General features: G+C 35.1%; 8 protein-coding genes and 1 pseudogene. 2 read left to right on the top strand and 7 right to left on the bottom strand.

All coding sequences use genetic code 11. The features are described from left to right. From AB8B65_RS21115 to pdxA, 6 genes are all read right to left on the bottom strand, one after another. The coding region (locus tag AB8B65_RS21115) for an acetyl/propionyl/methylcrotonyl-CoA carboxylase subunit alpha (protein WP_405303260.1) at positions 1-1,071 on the bottom strand (1,071 nt) is incomplete at its 3' end. 89 nt (positions 1,072-1,160) lie between these two features. Beyond that, positions 1,161-1,649, bottom strand: coding sequence for an acetyl-CoA carboxylase biotin carboxyl carrier protein (accB, locus tag AB8B65_RS21110; RefSeq protein WP_405303259.1), 489 nt, complete (start codon positions 1,647-1,649; stop codon positions 1,161-1,163). A gap of 20 nt (positions 1,650-1,669) precedes the next feature. Continuing rightward, a complete protein-coding gene (locus AB8B65_RS21105) occupies positions 1,670-2,668 on the bottom strand; it encodes a beta-ketoacyl-ACP synthase III (protein ID WP_405303258.1) in 999 nt (332 codons plus the stop codon). A gap of 174 nt (positions 2,669-2,842) precedes the next feature. Beyond that, positions 2,843-3,043 carry a 50S ribosomal protein L32 gene (gene rpmF / locus AB8B65_RS21100; protein ID WP_007095829.1) on the bottom strand — a complete coding sequence of 67 codons (201 nt, stop codon included), beginning with the start codon at positions 3,041-3,043 and terminating at the stop codon, positions 2,843-2,845. A gap of 8 nt (positions 3,044-3,051) precedes the next feature. Continuing rightward, positions 3,052-3,591, bottom strand: coding sequence for a YceD family protein (locus tag AB8B65_RS21095; RefSeq protein WP_405303257.1), 540 nt, complete (start codon positions 3,589-3,591; stop codon positions 3,052-3,054). 74 nt (positions 3,592-3,665) lie between these two features. Continuing rightward, entirely contained in the window at positions 3,666-4,712 is a 1,047-nt protein-coding gene (pdxA, locus tag AB8B65_RS21090; RefSeq protein WP_405303256.1) for a 4-hydroxythreonine-4-phosphate dehydrogenase PdxA, read from the bottom strand. A 57-nt stretch (positions 4,713-4,769) separates the two neighbouring features. Here pdxA and AB8B65_RS21085 point away from each other — a divergent pair, with 57 nt between their 5' ends. Beyond that, complete coding sequence (locus tag AB8B65_RS21085) at positions 4,770-5,366, top strand: riboflavin synthase (protein ID WP_405303255.1); 597 nt, start codon at positions 4,770-4,772, stop codon at positions 5,364-5,366. On the opposite strand, the gene AB8B65_RS21080 is transcribed toward AB8B65_RS21085, so the two are convergent. Further along, positions 5,367-5,534 (bottom strand): hypothetical protein, encoded by a 168-nt coding sequence (locus tag AB8B65_RS21080; RefSeq protein ID WP_405303254.1) that lies wholly within the window; start codon positions 5,532-5,534, stop codon positions 5,367-5,369. It lies immediately after the preceding gene. A gap of 360 nt (positions 5,535-5,894) precedes the next feature. Here AB8B65_RS21080 and AB8B65_RS21075 point away from each other — a divergent pair. Beyond that, positions 5,895-6,082 (top strand): annotated as a pseudogene (locus tag AB8B65_RS21075) (efflux transporter periplasmic adaptor subunit); the annotation flags it as partial.

Genomic DNA, 6,082 nt, shown 5'->3' with positions numbered 1-6,082 from the left:
GTGTAAAACCGTTATTTTCCCAGGTGATGGACGAAAACCGTTATAAGGATCTTCTGCATTGATACGGCATTCTATTGAATGTAACTTAGGAGTATAATTTTTTCCTGAAATTGGTACACCTGCCGCAACCAATATTTGCTCAAGAATTAAGTCGAAATCTATCACTTGTTCGGTGATAGGGGGCTCTACTCGGATTCGAGTGTTCATCTCCATAAAGTAGAAATTTCTGTGTTTATCAACCAAAAACTCAACAGTACCAGCACCTTCATAATTAATAGATTCGGCAGCTTTAACCGCGGCAAGACCCATTGCATTTCTCAATTTAGCCGTCATAAATGGGCTCGGTGTTTCTTCTGTCAATTTTTGGTGTCTTCTCTGAATAGAACAATCTCTTTCACTTAAATGACATGCTCTACCTGTACTATCTCCTACAATTTGGATTTCAATATGACGAGGTTCTTCGATTAATTTTTCCAAATACATTCCGTCATTTCCAAAAGCTGCTTTTGATTCTTGTCTGGCATCATCCCAAGCTTTTTTCAGATCCTCTTCTTTCCATACTGCACGCATTCCTTTTCCACCACCACCAGCAGTTGCTTTAAGCATTACAGGATATCCTGTTTCTACGGCTAGTTTTTCACATTCGGCAAAATCTTCAATGATTCCTTCACTTCCAGGAACACAAGGAACTCCTGCCGCTTTCATTGTCGCTTTTGCAGAGGCTTTGTCTCCCATTTTATCAATCATTTCGGCAGAAGCGCCAATGAATTTGATATCGTGTTCTTCACATATTTTTGAGAATTTGGCATTTTCAGATAAGAAACCATATCCTGGATGAATTGCATCTGCATTTGTAATTTCTGCAGCAGCAATAATATTTGACATTTTCAAATACGATTCGCTACTTGGCGCTGGTCCAATACACACAGCTTCATCAGCAAATCGTACATGTAGGCTGTCCACGTCTGCTTTTGAATATACAGCAACCGTTTTAATACCCATTTCTTTACAGGTTCTAATAACTCTAAGCGCTATTTCACCTCTATTTGCAACTAATATTTTTTTGAACATCTCTTGAAATTTTAAATTTTGAAATTAAAATCTATACCTTTTTGAGCAACACAAGTTTTGTATTCTTGTAAGGTTGTATTTAAAATTTCTTATGATGGATCTACCAAGAATAATGGTTGATCAAATTCTACAGGTGAAGAGTCATCTACTAAGACTTTCACTATTTTTCCTGAAATTTCTGATTCAATTTCGTTGAAAAGTTTCATAGCTTCAATCACACAAAGTACACTTCCTTCAGAGATAGAATCTCCTACTTCAACAAACGTTGGCTTGTCAGGAGAAGGTTTTCTGTAAAAAGTACCAATGATTGGTGATTTTATAGTAACATATTTTGAATCGTCGTCAGAAGCTGCTGGCGCATCGTTGGTAGCTGGTGCCACTGGTTGAGCTACAGGAAGTGGCGCTGCTGTTGGCTGAGGAATTCCAGCCATTGGAATTTGCTGCACTACAGTTGTCATTTCGCCTTTAGTTTCTCCAGTTTTAATGGTGATTTTTACATCTTCCATTTCAAGTTTAACTTCACTTGCTCCAGATTTGGCTACGAATTTAATTAAGTTTTGAATTTCTTTTAAATCCATGAGATAGGTTTTAGTCGTTTCTAGTTAGAATTATATGCCCATTTAAGGTAAATAGCTCCCCATGTAAATCCACCACCAAAGGCAGCAAAAATAAGGTTATCTCCTTTTTTGAGTTGTTTTTCATAGTCATGTAAACATAAGGGTAACGTTCCAGAAGTTGTGTTTCCGTAACGCTGAATGTTCATCATCACTTTGCTTTCATCTACGCCCATACGCCTTGCAGTGGCATCAATGATACGTTTGTTGGCTTGGTGAGGCACCAACCATTGTACATCTTCATTCGTCAGGTTGTTATCTTCCATTATTTTAGCACTCACGTCTGCCATGTTAGATACTGCGAATTTGAATACGGTTTTCCCGTCTTGAAATACGGTATGTTGATTGTTTTTTACTGTTTCTTCAGAAGCTGGCAAAATAGAGCCACCAGCATCAATTTTTAGGTATTCACGTCCAATACCATCACTTCTTAAGTGTTCGTCTTGCAATCCGAATCCTTCTTCATTTGGTTCAAAAAGTACAGCACCTGCTCCATCTCCAAAGATAATACAAGTTGCGCGATCTTTATAATCGATAATTGAAGACATTTTATCGGCTCCAATTAATAATACTTTTTTATAACGTCCAGATTGTATGTAACTCGCTGCTGTAGACATTCCATATAAAAAGCTAGAACACGCTGCGTGCAAATCATACGCAAACGCGTTTGTTGCACCTATTTTACTAGCTGTATAAACGGCAGTAGCCGCAACAGGCATGTCTGGTGTAGCTGTAGCTACAATTACCATGTCTATTTCCTTAGGATCTAAGTTTTTCTTTGCAATGAGGTCTTGGGCGGCTTTGATTGCCAAAAATGAAGTTCCCGCTCCTTCTTCTTTAAGAATTCTGCGTTCTTTGATACCAGTTCGAGTGGTGATCCACTCATCGTTAGTATCAACCATTGTTTCAAGTATCTTGTTGGTTAATACATACTCAGGAACATACGCTCCTACAGCTGTTATTGCTGCTGTAATTTTGGTCATACCTTAACGTTGGTTTTATTGATTTTTAACAAAAATTCGTTAAAAACTTAACGAAATTACTAAAATTCTCTGATAATTTCGGTAAAATATGTCGTTTTTACATTTTTAACAAAAAAACGATCAAATAAAAAACTCTCACGAAAGTGAGAGCTTTTATGACTAAACATCTGTGTGTTATGCTAAGTTTTCTTCTGTTGTATTGTCAATCAATACTTTTCCTCTGTAATATAATTTTCCTTCGTGCCAGTGAGCTCTGTGATATAAGTGTGCTTCACCAGTAGTTGGGCACGTAGCGATTTGAGGAACTGATGCTTTGTAATGTGTTCTTCTCTTATCTCTTCTTGTTTTCGAGATTTTTCTCTTAGGATGTGCCATTTTCTATGTTATTTATTATCCGTTAATAGTTTTTTTAATGTATTCCAACGAGGATCAATTTCCTCTTCAGTTTCTTTTTTCTCTGTACCAGGTTGTAATTCTTCTAACTTTTCAAGTATTTCAGATTGCAATGTACCATCTTCAATACCAGGATGAATTCTTTTTGAAGGAACTGCTAACACAATCATTTCATATATATATTGTGCAACATTGATTTCATATTCTCCATGAGGAACGATTAAAATTTCTTCATTTTCGTCGTTATACTCATTTCCAAACTTGACAATCAAGTTTAAATTTCCTTCAACTGGCTGTTCAAAAGGTTCATTAGTTACATCACAATTTACATTTACCGTACCTAAAGCATTGTATGTTAGCTCAAGCATAGTAGCCTTTTTGTGAAGTTCTAATGTAACTTTTATCGCAGTTTCATTGAATTCATCAAATTCAAAAAGCTCAAAGAACGAATTATCAATTTGATAATCAAACTGGTGTTTTCCTTCTTTTAATCCTATAAAAGGAATCGTAAAGTCCTTTAGTACCATCATCTTAAACATCAGTTTCGAGCGTGCAAAGATATAAATTTTTCTTTACCTACGTAAAGTTGTCAACATTTTTTTGTTTATATCTTGCTTGGCTGCTTTTTTAAGGGGTTTTCAGCAATCTCTTTGTACATATTTCTATTTCTAAAAATCTGTATTCCAGTGAATACTGCTTCCTTGAATGAGTTGTGATCTGCTTTGTTTTTTCCTGCAATTTCGTACGCCGTTCCATGATCGGGTGAAGTACGCACTTTATTTAGTCCTGCCGTAAAGTTTACACCTTGTCCAAATGATAAGGTTTTAAACGGAATTAATCCTTGATCGTGATACGCTGCTAATATAGCGTCAAAGTTTTTATAATTGCTTGACGCGAAAAAACTATCGGCTGCATACGGTCCAAAAACAAGCTTTCCTTTATTTTTTATTTTTTCTAAGGTAGGTTTTAATACCTCATCATCTTCTACACCAATCACTCCATTGTCGCCAACATGCGGATTTATTCCTAGAACCGCAATTTTTGGTTTAGAAACTCCAAAATCCTGTTTTAAGGTATTATATATAATATCTACTTTCTTTTCAATCAGTTCAGGTGTAATGGCTGCCGAAACATCTTTCACTGCAACATGATCGGTTAATAATCCAACACGAAGTGTATCATTTACCATTAACATTAAGCTGTCGCCTTCTAAAGTTTCCCCTAAATAATCAGTATGTCCTGGGAATTTAAAATCTTCCGATTGTACATTATGTTTATTAATAGGTGCTGTAACCAATACATCAATCATTCCTTCTTTCAATGCTTTTGTTGCTTCGATAAATGATTTTATAGCAAACTTTCCAACTTCTTCCGATGATATTCCGTACTCAATATTTATAGGATCTTTTGAAATGTTTACTACATTTATTTTTCCGTGTTGCGCTTTTTCAGCACTATTAATACCATGAAAGTTAACATTTACGTTGAAATGTTTCTTCTGAAATGATAAAATTTTAGTAGATCCAAAAATAACAGGCGTACACAATTCTAGCATCCTATTATCTTTGAAGGTCTTTAAAATTACCTCTGTTCCGATACCATTTAAATCACCAACTGAAATCCCTACTTTTATTTTTTCCTCTTTCTTCATTTAAGTAATCAGACTTTTATTTCTTAATTTTACATGCAAATTTAACTAAATTAATAGATGTTTACAGGGATTATTGAAGAATTAGGTGTGATTACACATTTAGAACGCGAAAAAGAAAACCTCCATATTACGGTTCAGAGCAGTTTAACCAACGAATTAAAAATTGATCAAAGCGTAGCGCACAACGGTGTTTGCTTGACTGTTGTTGATCGAAATATTGATAAAAACACATACGTTGTTACTGCCATTCAAGAAACATTAGAAAAAACAAATGTAGGTGCTTGGCAAGTGCAGGATCGTGTCAATTTAGAACGTGCTATGAAATTGGGCGATCGATTAGACGGACATATTGTGCAAGGTCATGTAGATCAAGTTGCAACGTGTACAGCCGTAAAAGAAAGTGATGGAAGTTGGTATTATACTTTTGCGTATGACGCAGAATTAAACAATATTACTATTGAAAAAGGTTCCGTTACAGTGAATGGTACAAGTTTGACAGTTGTAAATTCTGAGAAGAATGCGTTTTCGGTTGCTATTATTCCATACACATATAGCCATACAGTCTTTCAATATATGAAAGTTGGCTCAATTGTAAATTTGGAATTTGATGTTATAGGAAAGTATGTAGCAAGACTTCAGGGGCTATCGAAGTAATTACTTTTTCACTTTTTTCCGTATACCATACAATAATCCAGCGGCTAATACACCTACTAAACCAGCATCAATCGGGAATCCCGGTGGAGGCGGCGGTCCAGGCGGCGGCGGTATGATTTGGGCGTGTGCTGTAGTTAAAAAGGCTAATGCCAATATAACTAAACACAACAGGGACTTTAGGTTTAATTTTGCCATAACGATGTAAAAGTATAAAATTATAGGGTTTGACAAAATATTTTATGTTATATCATTGTGAAAATATCTATGAAATGACATAAAAAGCCGTCGAACGTAGGTTTTTGCTAGGCTTTTTTTGTGGTAATCCTATAAATAAACTACTATTATCAAATTGTAATTTACAATAAAAATTAAATCTTTTGAATATATTTTTAAGAAGAGTTTCAATCCTAGTATCTATCTTATTGGCTTACATTCTACTAGATTCTAAATTTTATTAAGTTTTTTTTAAGAGTTATAAAGTAAAGTATAGATAAATTTGCAGTCTAACCATCTAAATAATCCCGCCAGATGCGAAATATTGTCCTTTCGATTCTTGGAGCCTTGCTAATTGCAGGTGCTCTCTACTTTGGAAACATACTAGCCAATAGTAAAGAGAAAAAGAAACCTATTCCAAAAAAAGTTGTTAAAACGATATATACAGATACCGTTCAAAACACAACAGTTCCTATTATTATTCCTGCTAACGGAAGTTTAGT

The sequence above is a fragment of the Kordia sp. genome, from assembly GCF_045105435.1.
Lineage (GTDB): Bacteria > Bacteroidota > Bacteroidia > Flavobacteriales > Flavobacteriaceae > Kordia.
This window is presented reverse-complemented; position numbering and strand designations above follow the sequence as displayed.

Bases quoted from the DNA above. Each gene is read 5' to 3' on its own strand.
- pdxA (WP_405303256.1), bottom strand. From the start codon at position 4,712: ATGAAGAAAGAGGAAAAAATAAAAGTAGGGATTTCAGTTGGTGATTTA.
- AB8B65_RS21085 (WP_405303255.1), top strand. From the start codon at position 4,770: ATGTTTACAGGGATTATTGAAGAATTAGGTGTGATTACACATTTAGAA.
- AB8B65_RS21105 (WP_405303258.1), bottom strand. From the start codon at position 2,668: ATGACCAAAATTACAGCAGCAATAACAGCTGTAGGAGCGTATGTTCCT.
- rpmF (WP_007095829.1), bottom strand. From the start codon at position 3,043: ATGGCACATCCTAAGAGAAAAATCTCGAAAACAAGAAGAGATAAGAGA.
- AB8B65_RS21095 (WP_405303257.1), bottom strand. From the start codon at position 3,591: ATGATGGTACTAAAGGACTTTACGATTCCTTTTATAGGATTAAAAGAA.
- accB (WP_405303259.1), bottom strand. From the start codon at position 1,649: ATGGATTTAAAAGAAATTCAAAACTTAATTAAATTCGTAGCCAAATCT.